The organism is Arthrobacter sp. TJ-170, assembly GCF_058269305.1.
This window is the reverse complement of sequence record NZ_JBZCNL010000004.1, coordinates 113379-133949: the sequence shown is the minus strand read 5'-3', so window position 1 is coordinate 133949 and position 20571 is coordinate 113379. Positions and strand designations below refer to the sequence as shown.

The window sequence follows — 20571 nt, the reverse complement described above, 5'->3', positions numbered from 1 at the left end:
CCCTGGGCCACTTGCCGGTCGATTGAGCCTGGGCAACCGGCGCGCGACATAATGGGGTCATGCGGCTAGGCGTCCTTGATATCGGATCCAATACGGTGCATCTCCTCTTGGTGGATGCACACCCTGGAGCACGGCCGGTGCCTTACGCTTCCCATAAAAGGCCACTTCAGCTGGTGAGCTTCCTCGATTCCGAGGGCAGAATCAGTGATAAAGGTCAGCAGGAGCTGGTCGGCTTTATCCGGCAGGCCCGTGCCTTCGCGTCCGATCATCGCGCCGAGGATTTCCTCGGGTTCTGTACTTCGGCCATCCGGGAAGCCGGGAACGGTGAGGAAGTCCTGAGACGTGTAGAGGCTGAGACGTCGGTGGTCCTGCAGGAGCTCACCGGAGACGAGGAAGCTGCCATGACTTTCCAGGCGGTGCGGCGCTGGTACGGCTGGAGCACCGGATCCATCCTCAACCTGGATATCGGTGGGGGCTCATTCGAAATGGCCATGGGCCACGATGAGCTCCCCGAGGTCGCGCGCTCGGTGCCGCTCGGCGCGGGCCGCCTCACCCGGGAATGGCTCCCCGGTGATCCGCCGGCACCCCGCGACGTCAAAAAGCTGCGCCGTTACATCCGCCAGACCCTCAAGGAATCCGTCGGAAGCTTCACCAGCCTTGGCGAACCCCACCTCGTTGCCGGGACATCGAAGACCTTTCGGTCCCTGGCGCGCATTGCGGGGGCAGCGCCGTCCGCGGCCGGGCCGTTTGTCCGCCGCACGCTTCGGCTCCAGGACCTCGCTCTGTGGGCGAAACGTCTGGAGGCGATGTCCGTCGCTGACCGGGCCAACCTGGACGGAGTCTCCGAACTGCGTGCGCGTCAGGTGCTTGCGGGGGCGCTGGTCGCTGAGGCAGCCTTTGAAATCTTCAAGGTGAAGGAAATGGACATCTGCCCGTGGGCTCTGCGTGAAGGGCTGATCCTGAGGCGCTTCGACACCCTCATGTTCGAGGCGGAAGAGCCCATGCCGTCCGTCGGAGTAGGCCACGTGCGTCTGGGAGCGCCGTGAACAGTGAGCCGGCAGGCGCAGGACCACGCGGGTGCAGGACCACACTTGAGGTGAATAAGGAAGTGCCGGTGAGCCGTCAGCGTGGTTGGGGGAAACACTGCTGCGGCTCACCGGCACGGACCGGGCCAGGGAGAGCCCGGCCTCATCACTCGCACCTTTATGAGGTAATAACGACTGTACTGCTATTTCGTGAAACTGCACCCCGGAACACACTGTGAGGATGCTGGGAATCGTTCAGTCATGACACGATGGGCCGATGGTTATCAACATTCCACAGCACATTTCATTCCTCGGCTGCGGTTCCATGAACGGCGCAATCCTCACGGGCCTGCTGGCTGCCGGGCTTCCCCCGGCGCAGGTAACAGCTACCGTGAGGGATCCCGAGAAGGCAGCGAATCTCTCGAAACGACACGGCGTGTCCGTACTGTCGTCCACCGAAGAGCCAGGCGCCAACCGCACAGCGGCGGCTGGGGCCGACGTCGTACTGCTGGGAGTGAAGCCGGTCGGTATCCTCGACCTTGCACGGGAAATTTCGCCCGCGCTGAAGCCGGGAACGGTGGTGATCAGCGTTGCGGCCGCGATCTCGATCGACATGCTGGAGGCGGCCCTGCCTGAGGGCCAGCCGGTGATCCGCAGCATGCCCAATACGCCGTCGAGCCTTGGCCGTGGGGTGCTGTCCATCTCTCCGGGAAGCAACGCGACCTCCGAGCTGATGGATCAGGCGCGCACTATCCTGAGTGCCGCGGGCACCGTCGTCGAAATCCCGGAGGAACAGGTCGCCGCGCTCTCCGCGGTGAGCGGTTCCGGCCCGGCATATGCGTTCTACCTCGCCGAAGCGATGGCCGCCGCCGGGATGAAGCTTGGCCTCGACGAGGATCTGGCGAAATTGCTGGCCACCCAGACAGTCGCGGGAGCCGGGTTCATGCTGGCGGAGGACGGTGCCGATGCAACTGCCCTGCGCAAGGCTGTCACGAGCCCGAACGGTACGACCGAGCGTGCCATTGCGACCTTCGACGAGCAGGGACTGCCTGACATCGTTGCTGCCGGGGCGCGTGCGGCGGCGGAACGTGCCGCTGCAATCACCCGCGAGCTCGGCGGATAACCATTCTCAGGGTCGCGCTGCGAACCGCTCGAGGAGATCCACGTGCCCGGAAACGATGAGCATGTCGCGGCTCGTGACCTTGGTGTCGGGCCGCGCGTAGGTGAAGTCCTCGCCCGGGGACTTCACGCCGACCACCGTGACGCCGTATTTCGAACGCACCGCTGACTCGCCGAGGGTGAACCCCTGTGTCTCCTTCGGCGGGTACATCTTCACGATGGCGAAGCCGTCGTCGAACTCGATGAAGTCCAGCATCCGGCCGCCCACCAGGTGGGCGGCCCGCTGGCCGGCGTCGGCCTCGGGGTAGATGACGTGGTTCGCGCCGATGCGTTTGAGGATCTTGCCGTGTGACGGCGTGATGGCCTTGACCCACAGGTTGTCGATATTGAGGTCCACAAGGTTGGCAGTGATGAGGACACTCGCCTCGATCGAGGTGCCGACCCCGACGACGGCGGCCGGGAACTCCTGCGCTCCAAGCTGGCGAAGCGCATCAACGTTGGTGGCGTCAGCCTGCACCACGTGGGTCAGGGTTCCGGACCACTTCTGGACCAACTCCTGGTCCTTTTCGATCGCGAGAACCTCGCGCCCCTGCTTCACAAGCTGCGCCGCGGTCGCGGAGCCGAAACGTCCGAGCCCGATCACGAGCACGGGCGCGTTGTGTGCTGGTTTCTCAGCCAATGATGGGCCTCTCTTCCGGGTAGTGGTAGAGCGTACTGCGCTGGCGCAGGGCCAGCGCCGAAGCAACGGTGATGGTTCCGAGGCGCCCGGCGAACATGAGGGCTGACAGAACGTACTTGCCTTCAGGTGGGAGTTCGGCGCTGAGGTTGGTGCTGAGACCGCAGGTGGCAAAAGCCGAGATCACCTCGAAGAGTACCCGGTTGAGCTCTACTCCCGAGATCCACAGGATAAGGCCGGTTCCAATCAGGACAATCGTGGCACCCGTGAAGATGACGGAAATGGCCACCCGCATGGCGCCCTGCGGGATCTTCCGGCCGTAGACGCTGACATCGGAATCACCGCGGGCTTCAGCGACGATTGCCAGGAACATCACGGCGATGGTCGTCACCTTGATACCGCCCGCGGTCGACGCCGACCCGCCACCGGCGAACATAAGCGCGTCCGTCAGGAGCATTGTCGTCGGCTCCATGAGGCTTTGGTCCACCGTGTTGAATCCACCGGAGCGGGTCATGATCGACGCGAAAACAGAGTGGATGATCTTGTCGCTCGCGCTTGAGTTCCCTATGGTGTCCTGATTGGTCCACTCCATGGCTGCCCAGAGTGCGGCTCCGACGACGAGCAGGATCACCGAAACGTTGACGGTCAGTTTTGTGTGCAGGGTCCACTTCTGCACGTGGTGGCGGTACTGCACGAGGATGAGAATCGCGGGGAACCCGAGGCTGCCGACGAAGACGCCGACCATGATGGGCGTCAGGATCCAGAGGTCCGTGCCGTACGAAAGCAGCCCGTCGGAGTGGATAACGAATCCCGCGTTGTTGAAGGCGGAGATGGCGTAGAAACTCCCGTGCCACACGGCCTCCCAGAACGGCTCGCCGAGGATGATGAACCGCGGGATCAGAGCCAGCGCGAGGACCAGTTCCACCACAACAGAGGTGGTGATAACGATCCTCAGCAGGGTGCCGACCTCGCCCAGAAGGCTTGCGTTGTTCAGGGCAGACTGCGCCAGGAGTTTTCCCCGCACGCCAAGCCGTTTACTCACCACGAGAGCCAGCAACGAGGCGAGGGTGATTGTGCCAAGGCCCCCAACGAAGATGCCGATCAGGATGATCACCTGGCCGAAGAAGGACCAGTAGTCCGGTGTGCTCACAACAGTCAGTCCGACGACGCACACTGCGGAAACGGCGGTGAACAGGGCATCGTGGAGAGGCGTCACCTGGCCTGTTTGTGTTGCGAAGGGCAGGCTCAGCAACGCGGTGAAGATCATTACGACTACGAAGAAGACGAGCAGGGAAACCCGTGCGGGGGAACTGTTGACGATACCATCGATGAAGTCACGCGCCCTGCCCAGCAATCGCAGGCGGACCTGGTCGTCCCCTCCCAACCACGAGGGGTGTTCTCGTGCCATCCTTGCTGTTCCGCTCCGATCAGGTGGGGTTGCCGCTCACAGTCCTCCGAGTAGTAAATCACTTCCGACCAAGGACTGTGGGCAGGACCGGTGCGAATCGCGTAGCCTGCAGGAGTGGCCAGTACCCCCGCTCCTGCCCTTGCAACTGCCTTTGCAACCAAGGTGGTGTGGGACGACTCCATGCTCGCGTATAACTTCGGCGCCCATCACCCGATGAATCCGCAGCGGCTTGACCTTACCGCACGGCTTGTCCGGGCAGTCGGTCTGTTCGATCTCCCGCAGGTCGCGGTCGAGGCGCCGCAGGTGGCTGACGACGCCAGTCTGTTCACGGTGCACGACGCTGATTATGTACAGGCGGTCAAGGCAGCCGACGCCGACCCGGACGCCGCCGACGGAACGGCAGGGTTCGGAACGGACGACACCCCGGCCTTCGCGGGCATGCACTCCGCCAGCGCCCGGCTGGTTGGCGGTTCACTCGCCGCAGCCGATGCGATTCTCTCCGGTGAAGTCCAGCACGCTGTGAACTTCGGTGGGGGACTGCACCACGCCGGCCGTGCCAGGGCCAGCGGGTTCTGCATCTATAACGACGCGGCCGCCGCGGTGCAGCGACTTCTGGATGGCGGCGTGAAGCGCGTCCTGTATCTCGACGTCGACGCCCACCACGGAGACGGCACCCAGGAGATCTTCTGGGATGATAAGCGCGTCATGACCATCTCCATCCACGAGACCGGCATGAGCCTCTTCCCCGGGACCGGTTTCTCGAACGAGATCGGCGGACCGTCCGCGTCCGGGTATTCGGTCAACGTTGCCTTGCCCACCACCACGGGCGACTCCGGCTTCCTGCGTGCCTTCCACGCGGTGGTGCCGCAACTGACCGCCGCATTCGAACCCGAGGTGATAGTGAGTCAGCACGGCTGTGACAGCCATGTCGAGGACCCGCTCACCAACCTGCGCATCACCGTGGATGCCCAGCACGCGGCCGCCGTCGCCGTCCGCGACCTCGCCTCCAGGTACTGCGAAGGACGCTGGATCGCCACAGGCGGCGGCGGGTACAACATAACGTCGGTGGTCCCGCGCTCGTGGACCCTCCTTACGGCCGTGGCAGCCGGTGCCGACATCACCCTGACGACGCCGGTGCCCGCCCCCTGGCGGACCTACGTCGCCGAGCGCTTCGGCCGCAATGCGCCCGAATTGATGGGTGACGGTTCCGACACCTGGTGGCAGTCATGGGAAGCCGGGTTCGACCCCAATGAGCACCTGGATCGATCGGTCATGGCGACACGCAAGGCCGTTTTCCCACTCCACGGACTGGACCCCTGGTTCGACTGACCTCCCGGCGCAGGCGAGGGATGCCGCTTTCGATATATACGGTTATGGTAATGGGATGGTCATGGATGATGTGTTCGCCGTCATCGCCGAAGCCACCCGCCGTCAGATCCTGACATCGCTGCGGGACGGGGACAAAGCGGTAGGCGAGTTGGTGCTTGAATTAGAGGTCAGTCAACCCACCGTTTCCAAGCACCTCAAAGTTCTGCGGGAAGCAGGGCTTGTCACCATGCGGGCGCAGGGTCAGAAGCGTTTCTACTCGCTCGATCCAGAACCGTTGCAGGGAATCGCCTCCTGGCTCGCCGAGTTCCAGTTGCCCGTAGTACAAATCAACTCATCGCTGGCGCCGGCCGTCATTGAACCTGAGCTCGGGGAGCTTGTTCCCGTGACTCCCGGCCTCGCGCAGCCCGATGGTTCCCAGCCGTTCGGACGAACCGTGGGCAGGGCTGCCGAGCGTGCCGCAGACCTCCTGTCCCAATTTCCCAAGCTGCGACGCCGCAAGGAGTAGTTGCTGCGGGCAGGCCGTGTGACGCCCCGGCGGTCACAATTGGGCACCGGTGTTTTGCAATCTGCACCTCGACCGTTACGCTCAGTCCCATGACAACCCGTTGGTATGCGTATTTTGCGTTGGCTCTGGAGGAGCCCGCGGCTTAGTACGCTGACCAACACCTTCAGAGCCAACAGGGCAGGACACGCTTCCTGCCCTTCGTCGTTTCCACGGCGGGTTCTGCAGGACAGTCCCGCCGAAGAACCCTCTTCGAAAGCCGGGACCCATGAAAACCCTCGCCACAGCATCCTCCAACGTCAACGTCCGGGGGATTGAACCGCTGCCGACGCCTGCCGCACTGATCGCCGAACTGCCAGGCACCGACGAGATCGCTGATTCTGTTCGCCGTTCACGCGAAGAGATCAGGGCCGTACTCAACGGGGTGGATGACCGCCTCCTCGTCATCGTCGGCCCATGTTCCATCCATGACACCGACGCGGGCCTCGAGTACGCCCGCCTGCTTGCCGATGCCGCGCACATGCACCGTGAAGACCTGCTGGTGGTCATGCGGGCCTACTTCGAGAAGCCACGAACCACGGTGGGCTGGAAGGGGCTTATCAATGACCCCCACCTCGACGGCAGCCACGACATCGCCGCCGGCCTGCGCGCCGCCCGCGGATTCCTTCACGATGTCGCAGCCCTCGGGCTTCCGCTGGGCACGGAGTTCCTCGAGCCGATCAGCCCCCAGTACATTGCGGATCTGGTCAGTTGGGGCGCGATCGGCGCCCGGACCACGGAGAGCCAGGTCCATCGACAGTTGTCCTCGGGCCTGTCCATGCCGGTTGGCTTCAAGAACGGCACCGACGGCGGTATCAGCGTGGCGCTGGATGCTTGCGCTGCCGCCGGTGCGCCGCAGGCTTTCCTGGGCGTCGACGACGAGGGGCGGGCATCTCTCGTCTCGACCACCGGGAATCCTGACACCCACCTGATCCTGCGCGGAGGGTCCGACGGCCCGAACTACGGCCCCGGCGACGTGGCGAACGCGTCAGCCAGGCTAGCCGCGGCGGGCCTGAACGAGAGGCTGATCGTGGATGCAAGCCATGCAAACAGCGGCAAGGATCACCGGCGGCAGGCGGAGGTCGCAAGGGAGTTGGCGGAAGCCGTGGCAGGCACGGATACCATCGCCGGCGTGATGCTGGAAAGTTTCCTCGTCGAGGGGGCACAGAAGCTGGATGTGAGCGCGCGCGGCGAGCTTGTGTACGGTCAGAGCGTCACCGATGGATGCATGGGGTGGGGCGTCACCGCTTCTGTGCTGGGTGATCTCGCAAGGGGCGCGCGCCGTCGTCGTACTGTGGCCAATCGTAACCAGCCTGAGCTTTCACTTTAGTCACACCAACCACTAGAGTATCTCCGTAGACGGATAATCCTACGGTCTCAAGGCGACACGCCGTCCGGCGTTCCATCCGTTGTCGGTGGACGCCATCTCAGGGTTAGCTCCAGAGAATAAGGACAGTGGTGAGATGACGAGCGGGAGCAACTTTTCCGATGTGCGCTTCCTGACGGTTGCGGAGGTCGCGAAAGTAATGCGGGTGTCGAAGATGACCGTGTACCGGTTGGTGCACTCGGGGGATATGCCGGCCGTCCAGTTCGGGCGCTCGTACCGGGTGCCCGAATCCGCCGTGCAGCAGTACCTGCGCTCCGCTACGGTGGAGGGCGAGTCGGGTACCGGCTAGGGGCTCCGGGCGGGGCCGGTCAGGAAGGCCGGTTTGAGCGGGTACTCTGTTAAGAAGCGTTTTGCGTAGGCGGCCGTTAGCACGGCCGCATGATGTACGTCATCGCGATGTACGTCTTTGTCAGATTCGAGCGTCCCTGCCGCAGTTGATGCGGTAGAGGTTGTCCGGAACCGGAATCAATAGTTTGTGAGGACTTTATGGGTTCAGTAATCAAAAAGCGCCGCAAGCGGATGGCGAAGAAGAAGCACCGCAAACTGCTTCGGAAGACCCGCCACCAGCGCCGCAACAAAAAGTAGCATCGCATCCGGTCCGCCAGTCAGGCGGACCGGTTTTGCATTTAAGGACTAGCCCCTCATCCTGGTGAAGCCGCGCCACAGACCGTAAACGGCACCGGCTCCCGTTGCTGCCTTCAGGCCAAGGGTCGCCGCACGACGGCCGCTTCGGAAATCGTAGATGGGCCAATTTGCGTCACGGGCGTGCTTGCGGAGACGACGGTCCGGGTTGATCGCTACCGGGTGGCCCACAAGGCTGAGCAGTGGGATGTCATTGTATGAATCGCTGTACGCCCAGCAGCGGGACAGGTCCAGGCCTTCATTCCCGGCCAGCTCGCGAACGGCCGTAGCTTTCGCGGGCCCGTGCAGGAACTCACCCACCAGCTTGCCCGTGTAGAGACCCTCAAACACTTCTCCCACGGTGCCGAGCGCCCCCGTGAGCCCCAGACGATTGGCGATGACACTGGCCACCTCCACCGGAGTTCCCGTGACCAGCCAGACGCGGCGCCCGTTCCGCAAATGCTGCTCCGCCAGGGCGCGCGCTCCGGGCCAGATCTTCGAAGCGATCATTTCGTCGTAGACCTCTTCGCCGAGGGCGAGAATGTCCTCGTGGGCAATGCCGATAGCGAAGGCAAGCGCGGCGTCCCGCACGGCATGAATGTCGGTCATGTTCTCGCCGCGCATGGTGAAGCGCAACTGTTTCCACGCCAGCCCTGCAGCAAAGCGGAGGGTGAAGGCGCGCCGCTGGTACATCTTGCGGGCCACATGGAAGAGGCTGGCGCCGCGCATCATGGTGTTGTCGACGTCGAAAAAGGCTGCTTCTCCAGTGGGACCGCCCAGCGATGCCGCTTCAACCGGCGACTCCGCGGCGGACCCTGGTACGACGACGGGTCGGAGGCTGGCTGCGGACATAGCACGAGTCTAATCACAGCTTGGCGCCCGATGCGCCGCCCGCGCCCGTAATGCCTACTTGACCCCCCACCTCACTTCACCGGGCACGGGACCCTCGGCAGTAGGCTTAGGGGATCATGAACCAGCAGACCCAGCCGCCGGCGGGGGACTGGACCTCCGGCCTTGTGTTGGTGACCAGGCCCAACTGCCACCTGTGCGAAGCAGCACGGGAGACCGTTGCCCGCGTCACCGGCGAGCTCGGCGTCAGCTGGCGGGAGGAATCCATCACCGCCCATACCGAGTTGCTTGAGCGGTTTTCGGAAGAGGTGCCCGTCCTACTTCTCGATGGAGTCCAGCGGGACTTCTGGACGATCGATGAGGCGCGTCTGCGCCGGCTCCTCGCCTGATGCGCAGCATCCATCACCAGATAGCGGGCATCGGACTTTGAGCGCTCCGCCGGGGGACCTAAAGTGGTGGTATCCCGCCGTCATCCTCCGGCGGGCGGGCGGAGCAGGTCCCGGCCGCCCGGCGAACAGTGATGGAGCGATGATCCAGTGACCATGTCGGAGATCCCCGGGCTACGGGCGGCCACCAACGACCAGCAGGGCAGGCAGATTCCGCCTGCGTCTCTGGCCCGGTTGACGATCTACCTGCGCGCCTTGAACTCATTGCTGGCGGAGGGTATAGAGCGTGTGTCCTCCGAGGAACTTGCTGACGCGGCGGGGGTGAACTCGCCCATGCTCCGCAAGGATCTGTCCTATCTCGGTTCCTATGGAACCCGCGGCGTGGGCTACGAGGTCCAGTACCTCAACAGTCAGATCTCCACCGCACTGGGGTTGACCAAGGACTGGCGCGTTGCGATTGTCGGTGCCGGCAACCTCGGGCGGGCGCTCGCAGGATACTCGGGATTCCAGTCGCGCGGTTTCGAAGTGGTCGCCCTGTTCGATGCCGACCAGATGGTTGTCGGTACGGAGGTGGGTTGGCTGCGCGTCAGCCCGGTGCAGGATCTCGCTACGGTGCTGCGTCGGACCAGCGCCAATATGGCTGTCCTCGCCGTGCCGGCCAGCGTCGCCCAGGAGCTTTGCGACGAACTGGTTGAGGCAGGCATCACGAGTATCCTCAGCTTCGCGCCGGTTGTCCTGCAGGTGCCCGACCATGTGCAGTTGCGCAAGGTGGACATGGCTACGGAACTTCAGATCCTTGCCTATCACGCACAGCGGGCGCAGGACCCGGACATGGATGCCGGTTCCAGCGCCCGCGCTGCCCAGTAACCCAGCGCTCCTCGCAAGAGCGCTGGGTGGTGCCGTTAGTGGGTGATCTGCTGCGCTCTGAAGTAGGCGTTGGAAGGCTTGAGCCAACATAGCACCACTCCGGCCACACCCAGCAGGACCACGAGGATGTTGATGGTGATCGCGAAGCCGCTGGGCTGGAGGCTCTGATCGCCGAGCTGCGCCTGAACTTCGGGGTTCGATTGGAGCGCGCTGAGGGTAAGCCAGCTCATCAGCAGGAGCAGTAGCGAGATGCCGGCCAGAACCGTTGCAGTGATGCGTGCCCAGTTGTGCCCCTTGCGGATGAAGACAGCGAGGAGAACATAAATGCCGGTGGTGAGGATGCCGACTATCAGCGCTATTCCTATGCCGATGCCTGCCGCGCCCGCTGGTCCGGCGCTGCCTGACCCAAGCAGGGTGGAGATGAAGTTCAGCGCACCTGCGGCGATGATCAGCCAGAAGGCCAGATTCACTTCCCTGGGTAGCGGCGGCCGGGCAGCCTCCGGCATATTGGTCGCGCTGGGGTAGGCGTACCCAGCCGGCTGGGCCGACTGATAAGAGTACGGAGACGCCGGTTTCTGCGGCTCCGGGGACAAGCCCGCCCCCGAATTCTGGGCGGGCCCGGGCTCTGCGGGATTCAGCGGGTCGGTTCCGGAGAGCTGACGAGGGTCACGTTCGGATGGCTCGGGATCGTGTGATGGCGTACTCATGCGCCCAGCGTACCGCCGGGCATCCAGACGTTGGAGTGTTTCGGGTGGAAAAACCGATGGGGCGTACCGGCAGATCCGGTACGCCCCATGAAGGGATGGCCTTTGACGAAAGAAAGCCTAGTTGGCCGAGGGCGCTACGAAGGCGGCGTCGAGGTTGATGGTCACCTTGTCGCCCACCAGAACGCCGCCGGCCTCGAGGGCCGCATTCCAGGTCAGGCCGAACTCCTTGCGGGAGATGACTGTCTGACCGGAGAACCCGGCGCGGGTGGCGCCGAAGGGGTCAACAGCGACGCCGTTGAACTCGGTGTCGATGACAACTTCCTTGGTGATGCCGCGGATGGTGAGGTCACCGATGAGCTTGTAGGTCTCGCCGGCGCCTTCCACGCGCTTGGACTCGAAGGTCATCTCGGGGAACTGTTCGACGTCGAAGAAGTCATCGCCGCGTACATGGGCGTCGCGGTTCGCGTCGTTTGAGTTGAATGATTCAGTCTTGATGGTCGCAGTGACCTTGGAGTCCTCGAGGGAGGATCCGACCTGCAGGGAGGCGTCGACGGTCTCGAAGTTTCCGCGCACCTTGCTGATGCCTGCGTGGCGGACGGTGAAACCGACTTCGCTGTGGGAGCCGTCGAAGTTCCAGGTGCCCTGGGTGAGTCCGGTGGGGATAGCCATGATGATTCTCCTGATCTGAAGTGCTTGGGGTGTACGGCCGGGGGGCCGCACGGGCTTGTACATGTAATAAACATGCATTTGCATCTTTTATTCCAGAGATCGCTTGAAACTTCAAATATTTTCTCTCGGGCATGTGTTGCCCGCTCGATTTAGCCGTCTGACGCGAGGGATGCGAAACTTGACGCATGCCCTCAGCCACCGTTCACCTCGTGCGCCACGGCGAAGTCCATAATCCGGACGGAATCCTCTACGGCCGACTGCCCGAGTTTCATCTGTCCGAGCTTGGCCGCGAGATGGCAGAGCGGATAGGAACCTACTTTGCGGAACGCAGGAATGACGGCGCAGACATAACCCACCTGGTTGCCTCGCCGCTGACGCGCGCGCAGGAGACCGCCGAGCCGACGGCGCGGGAGCTCGGCCTCTCCATCGTGACCGATGAGCGCATCATCGAAGCGGAGAACCGGTTCGAGGGAATGACGCAGGTTGCCCAGCAGCTCAGGCACCCCAAGCACTGGAAGTCGCTGAGGAACCCGTTCACCCCATCCTGGGGCGAGCCGTACAGTGCGCAGGTGGAGCGGGTGATGGCAGCGGTTCATGACGCACGCCGCGCAGCACTGGAGGCTAACGGGGGCAAGGATGCCGAAGCCGTGATGGTCAGTCACCAGTTGCCCATCTGGGTTGCCCGGCTCGCCGCGGAGAAGCGTCGCCTGTGGCATGATCCACGTCAGCGCAAATGCACGCTGAGTTCCGTGACGTCCCTCTATTTCGACGGCGACGACCTCACCGGCGTGAGGTACGAGGAGCCCTGCGCAGACCTGCTACCGCGCGCGAAGAACCTCCCGGGAGCGTAATACAATTACTACACGTTGTAGAACTTGTGGAAGATGTTGTGACTCATTCTGATGCTGCCCACCGCCGCCAACGAGGCGGCAGGTTGATGCGCCTGACCGCGCCGGTGCTCGCCGCCGTCGTGGTCCTTTCGGGCTGTGCTGCACAGGACCCGCTTGCCCAGCAGGCGGCGGAAGGCAACAACAAGAATTACATCGCCGGTGACGGTTCCGTCACCGAGTACACCGCCGCCGAGCGGGGTGAACCCGTGCAGATCGAGGGCACGCTCTACGACGATTCGTCCGTTTCCTCGTCCGAGTGGCCGGGCGATGTGACCGTTCTTAACTTCTGGTACGCCGCCTGCGCCCCGTGCCGGGAGGAAGCACCCGACCTCGTCGCGCTCCACGAGGAGTACCAGGCGCAGGACGTCCGGTTCTACGGCGTGAACATCCGTGACGGTAAGCAGAACGCAGAGGCGTTCGAGCGGAACTTCGGCATCCCGTACCCCAGTTTTAACGACTCCGACGGCGGGGTCCTGCTGTCGATGACAAGCTACGTGCCGCCGCAGGCCGTTCCGACAACCCTTGTGCTGGACAAGGAAGGGCGCGTGTCCGCGCGCATATTGGGCCTGGCCGACAAGGGAACCCTCAGCGCGCTCATAGACTCCGCGCTGGCCGAGTAGTGGCCGTGACCTCCACCTTTTCATCCGGTGCCGTGATCGCCCTGGCTCCGGCGGGAAACGCCTTCGCTGACACGGTGCTCAACGGTTCCATGCTGCTCGCGCTGCCCGTGGCGCTCCTGGCGGGCCTGGTCTCGTTTGTGTCGCCCTGCGTGCTGCCGCTTGTTCCCGGGTACCTCGGCTACGTCAGCGGACTCACCGGCGTGGACCTGGAGCAGCAGAAGCGTGGGCGGATGGTGGCCGGGATTGGTCTTTTCGTCATCGGTTTTTCGCTGGTCTTCATGGCATACGGCGCGCTGTTCGGGCAGCTCGGAGCGTGGATGGCCGGCTCCCAGGAGTGGCTGATCCGGATCTTCGGCCTCGTGGTGATCGTGCTCGGGATTGTCTTCATGGGCGGGCTGTCGTGGTTCCAGCAGGACCGGAAGCTTCACACCAGGGTCCCGAGCGGCCTCTGGGGGGCGCCGCTCCTCGGACTCACGTTCGGCCTGGGTTGGGCCCCGTGCATCGGCCCGACTCTCTCTGCGGTGCAGCTGCTCGCTTTCTCGAACGACGGCGCCAGTGCGGCCAAGGGCGCGCTGCTCACCTTCGTGTACTGCCTGGGCCTCGGACTGCCGTTCCTGCTGATCGCCCTGGGACTGCGGCGGGGGATAGGTGCGATGGCCTTCTTCCGGCGCCACCGGCTGCTTCTGCAGCGCTCCGGCGGTGGCATGCTCATCCTGGTCGGCGTGCTCATGGCGTCCGGCGTCTGGAACCTGTGGATCAACGAGCTCCAGCAGTGGCTGGGCGGCGTCACCCTTCCGATCTGATGACTCATGAATAATTCGAAGGCTGAAGTTAAGGACAACTCAATGGCAAAGAAGGACCGCGAAGACAACGTCGCGCTCCCGGCTCTTGGGTTCCTGGGCAGCTTGCGCTGGGTGTGGACCCAGCTGACGAGCATGCGCACGGCCCTTTTCCTGTTGCTCCTGCTTGCGGTCGCAGCGGTGCCTGGCTCGCTCTTCCCGCAGCGTCCTGCAAACCCTGCCGTTGTCACCCAGTACATTCAGGACAACCCGGAGACCGGCCCCATCCTGGACTGGTTCCAGCTGTTCGACGTCTACTCGTCCGTCTGGTTCTCAGCGATCTACCTGCTCCTGTTCATTTCGCTGATCGGGTGCGTCATCCCCCGCGCGATCGCCCACGGCCGTGCCTGGCGCTCGAAGCCGCCCCGCACGCCGAGCCGGCTCTCACGCATGCCGATACACGGCACGTTCGCACTCCCGGCCGGACCGGGGCCCCGCTCGAGTGGGCAGGAAGGCGGGCGCCCGACGTCGGCCGCTGCCGCCGTCGTCGATGCCGCGGGCGTGCTGAAGAAGCGCGGCTACCGGGTGGACGTGCGGGACGGGAACGGTGCACGGCCCTCCGTCGGCGCTGAGCGGGGATTTCTGAAGGAACTCGGGAATCTCGTGTTCCATCTGTCCCTGATCGGGGTGCTGGTCTCCGTAGCCGTCGGCGGGCTGTTCGGCTACCGCGGGCAGAAGATCCTGGTCGAGGGCGAGACCTTCGTGAACACGCTCGTCGGCTACGACTCCTTCACACCGGGCACCAACTTCTCCGAAGACAACCTGGACCCGTATTCCATCACGCTTGAGGAATTCGACGTCCAGTTCGACCGGCAGCTCACCCACTATGGGCAGCCCATCGACTTCACCGCCACCATGACCAGCAGAACCGCACCCGGGGAGGAACCGGAGGAGCGGATCCTGAAGGTCAATGAGCCGCTGACCATCGGCGGCACCAGCGTGTACCTGGTGGGCAACGGCTACGCACCCGTCGTGACAGTGCGCGACGGCGACGGCAACATCGCGCACCAGGGCCCCGTCGTGTCGATTCCCCAGGACGGCCTGTTCACTTCGCTCATGGTGATGAAGGTGCCCGACGCGCAGCCGGAGCAGCTCGGCTTCGTGGGCTTCTTCCTCCCGACTGCGGCGATCGATGAGAACGGTGTCTCCTTCAGCCGCGATCCCGACCCATTCCTACCGCAACTGAACCTGAATTCCTACTACGGTGATCTCGGACTGGACGACGGTGAACCCCAGAACGTGTACGTCCTGAATACTGACACCCTGACCGAGCTGAACAGCCGGAACAGTGAGGCGGGCGGCATCGTGCTCGACGCCGGTGAGACGTTCGAACTGCCTGACGGCCTGGGCACGATAACGTTTGACGGGCTGCGCCGCTACGCAGCGCTGGACATCACCCACGACCCGGCGGAGCTCGGCGCTCTGGTGTTCTCATCCCTGGCCCTGACGGGGCTCAGCGCCTCCCTGTTCATTGGCCGACGCCGGGTGTGGATACGGACGGGCACCGGCGCGGACGGCGGGATCACGGTCGAGTACGGCCTGCTGGCGCGCGGCGAGGATCACAGGCTGGCAGGCGAGAGTGCAGCGATCGAGAAGCTTCTGCGGGAACGCTGGCTGGCGGACGGCACCGAAGACTACGAGAATGAGACAGCGCACGCGGGGGCGTCGGCGCCCGTAAGCGGTAAGGACAACTGATGCAGAACATTAACCAGACCCTTGGACAGTACAGCGAGCTGTTCATGCTGCTCGCTGCTCTCGCCTACACGGTGGCTTTCCTCGCCTTCACCTGGGACCTCGTCAAGAGCAGCAGGCGCATCCGGGAAATCGAAGCAGAACTCGCCGAATCGGCCGAGGAACGGGAACTCGTGCTCGCCGGCACCGTAGCCGGGGGCAAGCGCGGGAAGTCAGCCGACGACGACGGCGCTCCAGTCGGATCCACCGCCGACGACGCAATGAACTACCAGGGCGAGCGACGCTCGGTGGCGCGCATCGCCGTCGCACTCACCATCGTCGCCGCTGCGATCCACGCGGTTGCCGTGGTCAGCCGCGGTGTTGCCGCCGGCCGGGTGCCGTGGGGCAACATGTACGAGTTCTGCACCACCGGCGGCCTGGTGGTTGCTGTTGTTTTCCTGCTGGTGCTCACGCGTAAGGACCTGCGGTTCCTGGGCACTTTCGTGATCGGCCTGGTGGTGGTCATGCTGTGCGCGGCCACTATCGGATTCCCGACGCCGGTGGCCAACCTCGTGCCGGCGCTGCAGAGTTACTGGCTCATCATCCACGTGTCCGTGGCCGTTGTGGCCTCAGCGCTGTTCACCCTGACCTTCGCGATGTCGGTGCTCCAGCTGATGCAGGCGGACCGGGTCTCACGCCTTGCTTCGGGTCGGAATGACCGTCTGCCGTTCATGCGGTTGGTGCCGTCCGCACTGAGCCTGGAGAACCTTTCCTACCGCATCAATGCGATTGCCTTCGTGCTGTGGACGTTCACCCTCATGGCCGGAGCCATCTGGGCCGAGAAGGCGTGGGGCCGTTACTGGGGTTGGGACACCAAGGAAGTCTGGACGTTCGTGATCTGGGTGGTCTACGCCGGTTACCTGCACGCCCGTGCCACCCGCGGATGGACCGGAACGCGCGCCGCATGGCTCTCGATCGTTGGCTACCTGTGCATCGTCTTCAACTTCACGATCGTGAACATCTACTTCTCGGGACTGCACAGCTACGCCGGCGTCTGACCGCTCAACACCCAGCGCTTCAACCACCCAACGTTGAATGGGCAGGACACGCCCCTAATGCTCACGCGTTAGGGGCGTGTCCTGCCCATTCGTTCGAGTCAGCTAAAGCCTAAGAGGTCTTGCCGTCGCTGGCTGTGCCCTCGTCCTTCTTTTTCTCCTCGCGAGCGCGGCGCTCGGCCTCACGCTTGCGCTGTTCGGCCTCGCGGGCTTCCTGCCGACGCTGGACCTCAAGATTGCGCAGGAACTGAGGGTCGTCGTCGGGCGCGGTAGGGCGGCGCGTCTGACGCTGGCTGGGACGGTCATCCCTGCGTGGACGACCGAACAGGAACCACAGACCGGCACCCAGAAGGGGGACAAGGAGGATGGTGAAGAACCAGGCCGGTTTTGAGATGCTGCGCACTGATTCGGCCCGGCTCATGATGCAGTCGAACAGCGCATAAACAATGACAGCGATCCCCAGGATCAGGAGGAACAGCAACAGGCGCGGCATGCATCAATTGTAGGCGAGTAAACTTGACACGTGCCCTTCCTCAAATTCACCGCTTTACGCCTCGGCTTCGTCGCGGTGTTCTTCGTGATCTGCTATTCCCTCGGCCTGGGGGCGATCTTCTCCGTGATCGCCGCAGCCATCATGGCCTGGTGCGTCACGTACCTCTTCTTCCGCGATCTCCGCAACGAAGCAGCGTCATCCCTGCAGCGCAGATTCCGGGACGGAGCCCCGCCCGTCCGCACCGCCAGTGAACTGCGCGATGCAGACGCCGAGGATACCCTGGACCCGAATACGCCAGTCAACTCCGACCGCCGCCAGCCGTAATCGCAGGCGGGCGAACCGGGTCTAGGACAGTGAGCTCGAGAGCACCAGGCCCGCGCCGAACAGCACGCTGAAGCCCAGATTGATGATGCTCGTCTGTTTCAGGACGGGAATGAGGCTGCGCCGTTTCTTGCCTTTGAGCATCAGCCAGCTCGGCATCAGGCACAGCGGGACCAGGAGCAGGACCAGCAGCACCCACGGGTAGTCGTAGACAAGGAACAGTGGCAGCAGCAGCGACACCGCAAGCATCATGACGTAGCTGATCCGGGCGGCCGTGTCGCCGAGGCGGACAGCGAGGGTGAGCTTGCCCGCTTCCCTGTCTGTGGGGATATCCCGCACGTTGTTTGCCATCAGCAGCGCCATGGCGATTATTCCGGTACTGACCGCTCCGACCCAGGCGGGGCCGCTCAGCTGCCCGGCCTGGGTGTAGGTGGTTCCAAGGGTGGCCACCAGGCCGAAAAAGACGAAAACAAAAAGATCCCCGAGGCCCATGTACCCGTACGGGTTGCGCCCGCCCGTGTACCCCCAGGCTGCAGCAACGCAGCCCAGTCCCACGAGCAGCAGGAACCAGGCCTGGGACAGCACAATCAGGGCGAGACCTGCGACCATGGCCAGTGCGAAGCACCCGAAAGCGGCCCACTTCACCTCAGACGCTTTTGCCGCCCCGGAGCCGGTCAACCGCAGCGGACCGACGCGGTCATTGTCGGTGCCGCGGATACCGTCGGAGTAGTCGTTCGCGTAGTTGACCCCCACCTGCAGCAGGATCGCCACCAAGGCGGCCAGAAGGGCATTCACGGGTTTGAATGCCCCGAGGTCAAAGGCCGCGGCGGACCCGATGATCACGGGGGCCACCGCCATCGGAAGAGTGCGGGGACGCGCTCCCTCCACCCATTGCGCAGCTGTTGCCACGGTGTTCCTCCGGTTGTCTACGGTGTTGGTCCTGCCTGGACGCTGCTCTCGGGTGCGGGAGCCCATTACAGCGTTGACTGTTCGAACAGCGCGCGAACAGCCAGCCGGTCGGGCTTGCCGCTGGGCAGCATGGGAAGTTTGTCGAGAGTGAGCACGATTTTCGGTGCCGCGTGGGGCCCCAGCTGCTCCTGCGCGTGCTGCCGCACCGCGTCCGGATTGACTGAGCCGACGACGGCGGCAGCCACCTGGGCGCCCCACTCCGGGTGCGGGATGCCAAGCACCAACGCTTCACTGACTCCCGCCAGGCCCTCGATGACGCTGGCCACCGCGACTGCTGAGACCTTGAGACCGCCGGTGATGATGACGTCGTCCACCCGGCCATGAACGGTGAGCACACCGTTGTCGATGGTGCCGTCGTCGTCAGTACGGAACCAGCGGCGCCCGGAGTTGAACGGGAACCTCTCCCGGGTCAGCACCGGCTGGCCCAGATAACCGTCAGACAGGACGGGGCCGCTGATCCAGAGCCGGCCGTCTTCGTTGGTGAGTTCCACGCCGTCGAGGGGGACGCCGTCGTACACACAGCCTCCGCAGGTCTCGCTCATGCCGTAGGTGCGGACGATCTTCAGGCCGTGTGCACGGGCTCTGCTGCGGAGCGCCTCGGTGACGGCCGCGCCGCCGAGCAGGATCGCGTTGAACCGCTGGAGCGCCTTGATGGTTTCAGGCGCGGGATCATCCAGCAGACGGTGCAGCTGGGTGGGCACCAGGGACGTGAATCGCACCTTGTCGGTCAGTTCACCGGCGGCTTCAGTAAAACGTTCCGGGCTGAAGGTTCCGCTGAGGTCCATGGCCCATGGCCGGGTTCCTGCGTACAGGGAACGCACCAGCACCTGGAACCCGGCTACGTAGTGCACGGGCAGGGTCAGCAGCCACTGCCCCTCGGCTTTGAGTGCGTACGCGGTGCCCATGGCGGACGCGGCAAGCGCATCGACGCTGAGCATGGTCTGCTTCGGGGTGCCGGTGGACCCGGACGTGCTGAGCACCGCAGCAATCTCGTCGTTCGGCAGTTCGCCGTCGAAGCGCTGGTGCTCATCGGTGTGCGGCGCAACCGCGGGACCCTCGCCCGCGAGGGCTGCTGCGAGCGGGGGGAGCAGGGTATGCGGGTCGAAGCCGGGCGGGGTGTGAACGGGCAGGAGTTCCATGGGCGCCTAGAAGTAGTAGGGGAAGCTGGACCAGTCGGGGCTGCGTTTCTCGAGGAACGCTTCCTTGCCCTCGACGGCCTCGTCGGTCATGTATGCCATGCGGGTGGCTTCACCGGCGAAGACCTGCTGTCCGGCCAGCCCGTCATCGGGCAGGTTGAAGGCGAACTTCAGCATGCGGATAGCCTGCGGACTCTGCCTTGCGATGTCTGCCGCGTACTCAAGCGCGACTTCCTCAAGCCGTTCGTGATCAACGGCTTCGTTCACTGCTCCCATGTCGACCATGTCTTCGGCGGAGTACTCGCGTGCGAGGAAGAAGATCTCACGGGCGCGCTTCTGGCCGATCTGGCGGGCGAGGAGGGCTGACCCGTAGCCGGCGTCGAAGCTGCCCACAGTTGCATCGGTCTGCTTGAACTTGCCGTGCTGCCGCGAGGCGATCGTCAGGTCCGCCACCACGTGCAGGCTGTGGCCGCCGCCCGCTGCCCAGCCGTTGACGACGGCGATGACCACCTTCGGCATGGTCCGCATCAGCCGCTGAACCTCGAGGATGTGAAGGCGCCCGGCACGTGCGGGGTCGATGCTTTCCCGGGTTTCGCCCTCTGCGTAGCGGTAGCCGTCCCGCCCGCGGATCCGCTGGTCGCCGCCCGAGCAGAAGGAATGCCCGCCGTCCTTGGGGGAGGGGCCGTTGCCTGTGAGGAGGACCGTCGCGACGTCCGGGGTCATGCGGGCATGATCCAGTGCCCGGTACAGCTCGTCCACGGTGCCCGGACGGAAAGCGTTGCGTACCTCCGGCCGGTTGAACGCGATGCGGACGGTGGGCAGGTCCCGCGACGCGGCGCCGTCGTTGCGGCTGCGTTCCACCTGGCTGCGTTCTACCTGACGGTGGTAGGTGATGTCCTGAAGATCCTCAAATCCCTCCACGAGCCGCCACCGGGCAGGGTCAAAGACATCGGATACCTGGGCAGGAAGGTCTGTGGTCACCAATCGAGTCTA

24 protein-coding genes are annotated in these 20571 nt (G+C 64.2%); 15 read left to right on the top strand and 9 right to left on the bottom strand.

The genetic code is table 11. From position 1 onward, the window contains the following. The first annotated feature begins 59 nt into the window (after positions 1–59). On the top strand, positions 60–1046 hold the full coding sequence (locus tag AC4D1W_RS09355; RefSeq protein WP_490889970.1) for a Ppx/GppA family phosphatase: 987 nt from the start codon (positions 60–62) through the stop codon (positions 1044–1046). Positions 1047–1302: 256 nt separating this feature from the next. Beyond that, complete coding sequence (gene proC, locus AC4D1W_RS09350; RefSeq protein WP_490889968.1) at positions 1303–2148, top strand: pyrroline-5-carboxylate reductase; 846 nt, start codon at positions 1303–1305, stop codon at positions 2146–2148. A gap of 6 nt (positions 2149–2154) precedes the next feature. Here proC and AC4D1W_RS09345 read toward each other — a convergent pair whose 3' ends face one another. Both AC4D1W_RS09345 and AC4D1W_RS09340 read right to left on the bottom strand, forming a co-directional pair. After that, a complete protein-coding gene (locus tag AC4D1W_RS09345) occupies positions 2155–2793 on the bottom strand; it encodes a potassium channel family protein (protein WP_490890421.1) in 639 nt (212 codons plus the stop codon). A gap of 22 nt (positions 2794–2815) precedes the next feature. After that, the gene (locus AC4D1W_RS09340; RefSeq protein WP_490889966.1) at positions 2816–4228 is read right to left on the bottom strand and encodes a TrkH family potassium uptake protein; all 1413 of its coding nucleotides are present in this window, start codon (positions 4226–4228) and stop codon (positions 2816–2818) included. A gap of 180 nt (positions 4229–4408) precedes the next feature. Between AC4D1W_RS09340 and AC4D1W_RS09335 the strand changes: the two genes are divergently transcribed. From AC4D1W_RS09335 to AC4D1W_RS09315, 5 genes are all read left to right on the top strand, one after another. Next, positions 4409–5557 (top strand): acetoin utilization protein AcuC, encoded by a 1149-nt coding sequence (locus AC4D1W_RS09335; protein ID WP_490890419.1) that lies wholly within the window; start codon positions 4409–4411, stop codon positions 5555–5557. Between the two features lie 55 nt (positions 5558–5612). Further along, positions 5613–6062 carry an ArsR/SmtB family transcription factor gene (locus tag AC4D1W_RS09330; RefSeq protein WP_490889964.1) on the top strand — a complete coding sequence of 150 codons (450 nt, stop codon included), beginning with the start codon at positions 5613–5615 and terminating at the stop codon, positions 6060–6062. Positions 6063–6327: 265 nt separating this feature from the next. Further along, positions 6328–7428 (top strand): 3-deoxy-7-phosphoheptulonate synthase, encoded by a 1101-nt coding sequence (locus AC4D1W_RS09325; RefSeq protein WP_490889963.1) that lies wholly within the window; start codon positions 6328–6330, stop codon positions 7426–7428. A gap of 133 nt (positions 7429–7561) precedes the next feature. Continuing rightward, positions 7562–7774 carry a helix-turn-helix domain-containing protein gene (locus AC4D1W_RS09320; RefSeq protein WP_490889962.1) on the top strand — a complete coding sequence of 71 codons (213 nt, stop codon included), beginning with the start codon at positions 7562–7564 and terminating at the stop codon, positions 7772–7774. A gap of 197 nt (positions 7775–7971) precedes the next feature. Beyond that, on the top strand, positions 7972–8070 hold the full coding sequence (locus tag AC4D1W_RS09315) for a 30S ribosomal protein bS22 (protein WP_003792170.1): 99 nt from the start codon (positions 7972–7974) through the stop codon (positions 8068–8070). Positions 8071–8118: 48 nt separating this feature from the next. Here AC4D1W_RS09315 and AC4D1W_RS09310 read toward each other — a convergent pair whose 3' ends face one another. Beyond that, positions 8119–8958: an HAD family hydrolase gene (locus AC4D1W_RS09310; RefSeq protein WP_490889959.1), complete on the bottom strand. Its 840-nt coding sequence runs from the start codon at positions 8956–8958 to the stop codon at positions 8119–8121. Between the two features lie 116 nt (positions 8959–9074). On the opposite strand from AC4D1W_RS09310, the gene AC4D1W_RS09305 reads away from it, so the two are divergent. Together AC4D1W_RS09305 and AC4D1W_RS09300 are read left to right on the top strand one after the other, a co-directional pair. Next, on the top strand, positions 9075–9344 hold the full coding sequence (locus AC4D1W_RS09305; protein ID WP_490889957.1) for a glutaredoxin family protein: 270 nt from the start codon (positions 9075–9077) through the stop codon (positions 9342–9344). 153 nt (positions 9345–9497) lie between these two features. Continuing rightward, positions 9498–10208 carry a redox-sensing transcriptional repressor Rex gene (locus AC4D1W_RS09300; RefSeq protein ID WP_490898579.1) on the top strand — a complete coding sequence of 237 codons (711 nt, stop codon included), beginning with the start codon at positions 9498–9500 and terminating at the stop codon, positions 10206–10208. Between the two features lie 35 nt (positions 10209–10243). On the opposite strand, the gene AC4D1W_RS09295 is transcribed toward AC4D1W_RS09300, so the two are convergent. After that, the gene (locus AC4D1W_RS09295) at positions 10244–10915 is read right to left on the bottom strand and encodes a hypothetical protein (RefSeq protein ID WP_490898578.1); all 672 of its coding nucleotides are present in this window, start codon (positions 10913–10915) and stop codon (positions 10244–10246) included. 117 nt (positions 10916–11032) lie between these two features. Further along, positions 11033–11584 carry a YceI family protein gene (locus AC4D1W_RS09290; RefSeq protein ID WP_490898577.1) on the bottom strand — a complete coding sequence of 184 codons (552 nt, stop codon included), beginning with the start codon at positions 11582–11584 and terminating at the stop codon, positions 11033–11035. Positions 11585–11769: 185 nt separating this feature from the next. On the opposite strand from AC4D1W_RS09290, the gene AC4D1W_RS09285 reads away from it, so the two are divergent. The 5 genes from AC4D1W_RS09285 to ccsB all read left to right on the top strand — a co-directional run bounded on the left by AC4D1W_RS09285 (position 11770) and on the right by ccsB (position 16662). Next, entirely contained in the window at positions 11770–12435 is a 666-nt protein-coding gene (locus AC4D1W_RS09285) for a histidine phosphatase family protein (protein WP_490898576.1), read from the top strand. Positions 12436–12521: 86 nt separating this feature from the next. After that, positions 12522–13094 carry a TlpA family protein disulfide reductase gene (locus tag AC4D1W_RS09280; protein ID WP_490890417.1) on the top strand — a complete coding sequence of 191 codons (573 nt, stop codon included), beginning with the start codon at positions 12522–12524 and terminating at the stop codon, positions 13092–13094. 89 nt (positions 13095–13183) lie between these two features. Then, positions 13184–13897 (top strand): cytochrome c biogenesis CcdA family protein, encoded by a 714-nt coding sequence (locus AC4D1W_RS09275; RefSeq protein ID WP_490898683.1) that lies wholly within the window; start codon positions 13184–13186, stop codon positions 13895–13897. Between the two features lie 42 nt (positions 13898–13939). Next, positions 13940–15628: a cytochrome c biogenesis protein ResB gene (gene resB, locus AC4D1W_RS09270; RefSeq protein WP_490898575.1), complete on the top strand. Its 1689-nt coding sequence runs from the start codon at positions 13940–13942 to the stop codon at positions 15626–15628. Next, the gene (ccsB, locus tag AC4D1W_RS09265; RefSeq protein WP_490898574.1) at positions 15628–16662 is read left to right on the top strand and encodes a c-type cytochrome biogenesis protein CcsB; all 1035 of its coding nucleotides are present in this window, start codon (positions 15628–15630) and stop codon (positions 16660–16662) included. Before resB ends, ccsB begins: the two co-directional genes overlap by 1 nt. Positions 16663–16771: 109 nt before the next feature. On the opposite strand, the gene AC4D1W_RS09260 is transcribed toward ccsB, so the two are convergent. Continuing rightward, positions 16772–17152 (bottom strand): PLD nuclease N-terminal domain-containing protein, encoded by a 381-nt coding sequence (locus AC4D1W_RS09260; RefSeq protein WP_490898573.1) that lies wholly within the window; start codon positions 17150–17152, stop codon positions 16772–16774. Between the two features lie 30 nt (positions 17153–17182). Here AC4D1W_RS09260 and AC4D1W_RS09255 point away from each other — a divergent pair, with 30 nt between their 5' ends. Further along, positions 17183–17476: a DUF4229 domain-containing protein gene (locus tag AC4D1W_RS09255; RefSeq protein ID WP_490889943.1), complete on the top strand. Its 294-nt coding sequence runs from the start codon at positions 17183–17185 to the stop codon at positions 17474–17476. 21 nt (positions 17477–17497) lie between these two features. On the opposite strand, the gene AC4D1W_RS09250 is transcribed toward AC4D1W_RS09255, so the two are convergent. From AC4D1W_RS09250 to AC4D1W_RS09240, 3 genes are all read right to left on the bottom strand, one after another. After that, positions 17498–18382, bottom strand: coding sequence for a 1,4-dihydroxy-2-naphthoate polyprenyltransferase (locus tag AC4D1W_RS09250; protein WP_490889941.1), 885 nt, complete (start codon positions 18380–18382; stop codon positions 17498–17500). Between the two features lie 65 nt (positions 18383–18447). After that, positions 18448–19581, bottom strand: a complete 1134-nt coding sequence (gene menE / locus AC4D1W_RS09245) for an o-succinylbenzoate--CoA ligase (RefSeq protein ID WP_490889940.1) — start codon at positions 19579–19581, stop codon at positions 18448–18450. Positions 19582–19587: 6 nt separating this feature from the next. Beyond that, positions 19588–20559, bottom strand: coding sequence for a 1,4-dihydroxy-2-naphthoyl-CoA synthase (locus AC4D1W_RS09240; protein ID WP_490889938.1), 972 nt, complete (start codon positions 20557–20559; stop codon positions 19588–19590). Between the last annotated feature and the right edge of the window lie 12 nt (positions 20560–20571).

Coding starts and splice junctions, on each gene's coding strand:
- AC4D1W_RS09355 (WP_490889970.1), top strand. CDS start 60: ATGCGGCTAGGCGTCCTTGATATCGGATCCAATACGGTGCATCTCCTC.
- proC (WP_490889968.1), top strand. CDS start 1,303: ATGGTTATCAACATTCCACAGCACATTTCATTCCTCGGCTGCGGTTCC.
- AC4D1W_RS09340 (WP_490889966.1), bottom strand. CDS start 4,228: ATGGCACGAGAACACCCCTCGTGGTTGGGAGGGGACGACCAGGTCCGC.
- AC4D1W_RS09335 (WP_490890419.1), top strand. CDS start 4,409: ATGCTCGCGTATAACTTCGGCGCCCATCACCCGATGAATCCGCAGCGG.
- AC4D1W_RS09330 (WP_490889964.1), top strand. CDS start 5,613: ATGGTCATGGATGATGTGTTCGCCGTCATCGCCGAAGCCACCCGCCGT.
- AC4D1W_RS09325 (WP_490889963.1), top strand. CDS start 6,328: ATGAAAACCCTCGCCACAGCATCCTCCAACGTCAACGTCCGGGGGATT.
- AC4D1W_RS09320 (WP_490889962.1), top strand. CDS start 7,562: ATGACGAGCGGGAGCAACTTTTCCGATGTGCGCTTCCTGACGGTTGCG.
- AC4D1W_RS09315 (WP_003792170.1), top strand. CDS start 7,972: ATGGGTTCAGTAATCAAAAAGCGCCGCAAGCGGATGGCGAAGAAGAAG.
- AC4D1W_RS09310 (WP_490889959.1), bottom strand. CDS start 8,958: ATGTCCGCAGCCAGCCTCCGACCCGTCGTCGTACCAGGGTCCGCCGCG.
- AC4D1W_RS09305 (WP_490889957.1), top strand. CDS start 9,075: ATGAACCAGCAGACCCAGCCGCCGGCGGGGGACTGGACCTCCGGCCTT.
- AC4D1W_RS09300 (WP_490898579.1), top strand. CDS start 9,498: ATGTCGGAGATCCCCGGGCTACGGGCGGCCACCAACGACCAGCAGGGC.
- AC4D1W_RS09295 (WP_490898578.1), bottom strand. CDS start 10,915: ATGAGTACGCCATCACACGATCCCGAGCCATCCGAACGTGACCCTCGT.
- AC4D1W_RS09290 (WP_490898577.1), bottom strand. CDS start 11,584: ATGGCTATCCCCACCGGACTCACCCAGGGCACCTGGAACTTCGACGGC.
- AC4D1W_RS09285 (WP_490898576.1), top strand. CDS start 11,770: ATGCCCTCAGCCACCGTTCACCTCGTGCGCCACGGCGAAGTCCATAAT.
- AC4D1W_RS09280 (WP_490890417.1), top strand. CDS start 12,522: ATGCGCCTGACCGCGCCGGTGCTCGCCGCCGTCGTGGTCCTTTCGGGC.
- AC4D1W_RS09275 (WP_490898683.1), top strand. CDS start 13,184: ATGCTGCTCGCGCTGCCCGTGGCGCTCCTGGCGGGCCTGGTCTCGTTT.
- resB (WP_490898575.1), top strand. CDS start 13,940: ATGGCAAAGAAGGACCGCGAAGACAACGTCGCGCTCCCGGCTCTTGGG.
- ccsB (WP_490898574.1), top strand. CDS start 15,628: ATGCAGAACATTAACCAGACCCTTGGACAGTACAGCGAGCTGTTCATG.
- AC4D1W_RS09260 (WP_490898573.1), bottom strand. CDS start 17,152: ATGCCGCGCCTGTTGCTGTTCCTCCTGATCCTGGGGATCGCTGTCATT.
- menE (WP_490889940.1), bottom strand. CDS start 19,581: ATGGAACTCCTGCCCGTTCACACCCCGCCCGGCTTCGACCCGCATACC.